Raw genomic sequence first — 5,156 nt, 5'->3', positions numbered from 1 at the left:
TAAACCAAATCTGTTGCCCAAGTACAGGATGACGAACAAGGTAATTATCCTGTGCAAGCAATCTGTTGCCTGAACCTGAAAAAATGAGCAAAACCGGTGTCGGGAAGTTGTCAGGTAAGCCTTGACGACGTCGCTCTTCAACTTCGATAGAACATTGCGAAACTACTATCTATCCGCACAGACACGACGCTAACTTTTGATTGCTTGGCATCAGTAGCCATATTATCAATACATAAAGGTAAATAAATCAATAACAAAACGCTATTATCTATATGAAAAGTGCCTTCTTACGAATTTATTACGAAATGGCAATAAAATAATGTATTTATGTCATATTAATTTCTCTATATTTTGCGTTCGTAAAATGTGATTCGGGCAAGCAGATAAGTGAATTTCGGATAAGAAACCGCTCCATCCGGGTCGCCATACTTTACGATTAAAGAATAAAACTCATGATGACTCCTCAATACCACTTCATCTCCGGTCTGCCGCGTTCTGGCTCCACCTTGTTAGCCGCACTGCTGTTGCAAAATCCTCGCTTTCATGCCGGCATGACCAGCCCTGTCGGTAGTCTCTTACGTGGCATGTTGAATCAGTTAGGGGCTGGCAGTGAATTCAGTAGTGTCGTCACCAAGGATCAACGGCGTCGCCTGACACATGGCCTTTTTTCGTCGTATTACGCTGACCATCCCGATAAGCAGGTGATCTTTGATACGAATCGGATGTGGAGTGCGCATATGCCGGTGCTGATGGATCAATTTCCCGGCTCTAAAGTAATTGCCTGTGTGCGTAATATGGCTTGGATTATGGATAGTCTGGAGCGTCGTTATCGGGCGAATCCCTATGAAATCACGCGCTTGTTCAATGATGATGTGGAGCGGAATACGGTGTACAGCCGAGTGGAAACACTGGCGCAGGCGAATCGTCTGGTGGGGTATCCATGGACGGCTTTAAAGGAAGCGTTTTACGGTGAGCACGCGGAGTCGCTACTGATCGTGGATTATGATTTTCTGGCGCAGGTTCCACATAAAGTGATACCACTGATTTATCAGTTTATCGGTGAACCTGAGTTTGAGCATGATTACCGTAACGTCAGCTATGACGCACCGGAATTTGATGCGCCTTTGGGTATGCATGGATTGCATAAGGTGCGTAAGTACGTGAGTTTTGAAAAGCGTCCTACGATCCTGCCGCCTGATTTATTTGAGAAATTTGAATCTCTATCGTTCTGGAAAGACAACAGCAGCAGTCGTTGTAATGTCATTACTACTACCGATTCAACAGCAAACCAGAGCAACTCATCATCGTCATGATAAATTACACCCCTTTATCTGCAGGCGACGCGTTATTGTCAGCCGACAACACAATGTCTTTTATTGATGCTGTGAAGTTACCGTCGATGCTGTCGATCAACGAGTTCAGTCAGTCAATACTGAGTACTGCCCCACAAAAAGCACTGATCTTTATCGACAGTCGTTTGCCTGATTACCAACAGATCGTTGCAGCAGCCAAGCTGGGAACCACGGTCATTGTTTTGGACCAGAATCAGGATGGTATAACGCAAATTGCGACTGCACTGAAAAATGTCACCAATGTCGATTCAATTTCTATTATTTCTCATGGTGCTGACGGCGTGGTGTTGCTGGGAAATACAGTGCTCCATGACGGTAACCTGTCGGCATATCAAAACGAATTAAAGAGTATTGCTAATGCACTGAGTCCACAGGGACAAATTCTTTTGTATGGTTGTGATATTGCTGCGAGCGAAGTTGGGCAGACATTTATTCACGATCTTGCCATCGTCACTGGTGCCAACATTGCGGCATCGAACAATGACACCGGAACAGCGGATCGTGGTGGCGACTGGAATCTTGAAATTTCAACAGGAGCAAGTAATACCTCGTCCCCACTGGATGTACAAAAACTGGCGGAGTGGCATCATCTTGCGGCCACGCTGACAGCATCCGATCTCGCTACCCTACAGTCTGCGTTGACAACAGCCAATAGTAACGGTGTCGACGACACGCTGACGCTGACGGGCGATATTCTTTTTACGGCAAATAATACGATCAATATCGCAGCCGATTCAGGGCACTCGTTAACGATAATCGGCAGTAAAAATAATGCAGGTGGTGTAGTCACAATCGACGGAGCCAATTTAACTCGGGTAATCAATGTCTCAGCCGGAGCAACAGCATCACTTGATAATTTAATTATTACTAATGGCTTGGCGTTAGGGAACGGTGGAGACAATACTGGAAACGTAACAGGAACCGGCAGATCCGGATCTGATGGTGCAGGTGGCGGCATACGTAATGATGGCACATTAACCATCATGAATAGCACGATCACCGCCAACAAAGCCTCTGGCGGTGGTGGTACTGGAGGTGGGTTTCCCAAAGGTGGTGGTGGCGGCGGTGGCGGCGGTTATGGGGCGGGCTTTGGTGGTACTGGTGGTTTTGACCGGGCTGGTGAAACACCAACTGCACCAACTGCCGGACATGGCGGCAATGGTTCAGGAACTTCCGGTGGACAGCGCGGCGGTTACGGTGGTAGCAGTACAGGTGGCGCTGGCGGCGGCGCATTTATATCGTTTGTTGGTTTAAGCTACTCGGTAGGTGGCGCGGGTGCGACAGCCAACAATGGAACTATCTCTATCGGCGGCGGTGGTGGTGGTGGTGGTGGATTTTTCCCTGGTGGTACCGGCGGAAATGCAGTCGGTGGCATATTCAATAGCGGCACACTCAAGGTCATTAACAGTGCCATTACCAACAATATCGCTGCCGGTGGCGGTGGCGGTGGCGGTGCAGCAGCCAATTATGCGAATAGCGGCAACGGTGGCAATGGCGGCAACGGCATCGGTGGCATCTGGTCTACAGGCACGTTGTTGATGGATGCTGCATCTGCCGCTACTTTAAACACAGGAAACAAAGGGGTTGGCGGCTTTGGTGGAACCACTTCAGGCACTGGCAATATTGCAGGTGCGAACGGAAGCAGTATTAACGCAAACCTTGGCACGATTACACCTTACAGCACCCCTGCAACACTGAATATAGCTTTGTCCAAAAGCACACTGAAGACTGGCGATACGCAAGGTCTGACGTTTACATTTTCTGAGGCGGTCACTGACTTCGGGACTTCCGATATCGTTATTGCAAACGGTGTGCTTTCTGCTTTGCAAACTGCTGACAACATCACCTATACAGCAACTTTTACACCGAATGCCAATATTGAAAGTGCTAACAATCAGATTTCGGTCAACATGGCCGGTACTTTTAACTCAACGAACACGCCGGGTGTCGGTACCACCAGTAGTAACAACTTCAGTATCGATACCAAATCACCGACACTGGTAATCGGTAGCAATGTCAGCACGCTCAAAGCGAGCGAAACCGCGACCATTACTTTCACATTCAGCGAAGCGGTAACAGGTTTTACTGCTGGCGACATTACCGTAACTGGAGGAAGCCTAAACAACTTCAGTGGCTCCGGTACGATACACACCGCTGTATTTACCCCTGATCCGGCAACCAACAATGGTAGCGCTTCTATCACTGTTGCAGCAGCAACTTATACCGATGTCGCGGGTAACAACGGTGGAGCAGGCAGCAGTCCTACACTGACTTTTGATACCGGGATTCCCATCGTCAGCAGCGTCAGCGTTCCTTCCAATGGAACCTATATCACAGGACAAACTCTGAACTTCGCCACGACATTCAATGAAACAGTCGTTGTCACTGGCACTCCAAGTCTCCCCATCACACTCGATACCGGTGGTACCGTTGCGGCAACTTACCTGAGTGGCTCAGGTACAAATACGCTGACATTTGGCTATGTTGTTGCAAGTGGCAACCAAGATATCAACGGCATTGCTATCGGTAGCAATATCACGCTCAACAGCGGCACCATCAAAGATGTCGCCGGAAATAACGCAACGTTGAGTTTGAATGGTGTCGCCAGTACTAGTGCGGTAAATGTAGACGGCATTGCTCCCAGCATCAACAGTGTCAGCGTGCCCGCCAACGCGACCTATGCTCCCGGGCAAGACCTGAGTTTTACAGTCAATTTTAATGAAGTCGTTAATGTTACTGGTAATCCGGGCATCCCTGTTACGCTTGATACCGGAGGCACAGTTTCTGCAAGTTATCTCAGCGGCAGCGGGACTTCTGCCTTGGTATTTCACTACACCGTCACCAATGGCAACCTCGATACCAATGGCGTCAGCCTCGGCAGCAGTATTACCCTCAACGGTGGAAACATCAAAGACGCTGCTGGAAATAATGCGGTTCTCAACCTCAATGGTGTGGGTAACACAAGCAATATTCTGGTCGATGGTGTGGCACCCGCACTCACCAGCATCAATCGCACCTCAGCCAGTCCGAGCAACGCCAGCAATCTTAGCTACAGCGTCACATTCTCAGAAAACGTGAGCGGTGTGGATACCAGCGACTTTGCTCTGGTAGCAACTGGCACAGCCACAGCTACCATCGCCAGTATCACAGGAAGTGGTTCTGGTTACACTGCTACCGTCAATGGCATTACTGGTGATGGCACGCTAAGACTTGATTTAAAAAACAGCGGCACCGGCATTATTGACACGGTAGGAAACGCTATCGCAGGCGGTCGTACAGGTGATCAGCTATATACCATCGACAATAGCGGCCCTGTCGTCACCAATGTCAGTTCAAGTGTGGCCAATAGCACTTATTCCGCCGGTGCAGTTATACCGATTAGCATCACCTTCAATGAAGTTGCTAATGTTACCGGAACACCACAACTGACACTGGAAACAGGCGCCATTGACCGGATACTCACTTATACCAGTGGCTCAGGCACCAACACCATCAGCTTCAATTACACGGTACAACCAGGCGATACCAGTAATGATCTTGATTACCAGAGCAACGCAGCTCTGAGTCTGAACGGTGGCACCATCAAGGATATCCTCGGAAATAACGCCACGTTAACACTCGCCACCCCGGGAGCAACTGGCTCTCTGGGCAATAATAAAGCGATCGTCATTTATACGAATATTGCGCCATTTGCGACGAGCCTCAACAGAGTGCACAGCAACCCGACGAACCGCAACGATATTGATTTCACCCTCGTCTTCAGCGAAAGTGTCACCGGAGTCGATGCGAGCGACTTTACACTCG

2 protein-coding genes are annotated in these 5,156 nt (G+C 49.0%); both read left to right on the top strand.

Annotated elements, in window-relative coordinates:
- Positions 1 to 452 precede the first annotated feature (452 nt).
- A complete protein-coding gene (locus tag ACO0LB_RS20330; RefSeq protein WP_423052480.1) occupies positions 453 to 1,313 on the top strand; it encodes a sulfotransferase in 861 nt (286 codons plus the stop codon).
- Positions 1,310 to 5,156 (top strand): DUF4347 domain-containing protein (locus tag ACO0LB_RS20325; RefSeq protein WP_423052478.1); only part of this gene is annotated, 3,847 nt, incomplete at its 3' end. The genes ACO0LB_RS20330 and ACO0LB_RS20325, both read left to right, overlap by 4 nt.

Source organism: Undibacterium sp. SXout7W (genome assembly GCF_049339385.1).
Lineage (GTDB): Bacteria > Pseudomonadota > Gammaproteobacteria > Burkholderiales > Burkholderiaceae_D > Undibacterium.
This window is presented reverse-complemented; position numbering and strand designations above follow the sequence as displayed.

What these genes read in the sequence shown, in the direction of transcription:
- ACO0LB_RS20330 (WP_423052480.1), top strand. Translation starts at nt 453, where the DNA reads ATGATGACTCCTCAATACCACTTCATCTCCGGTCTGCCGCGTTCTGGC.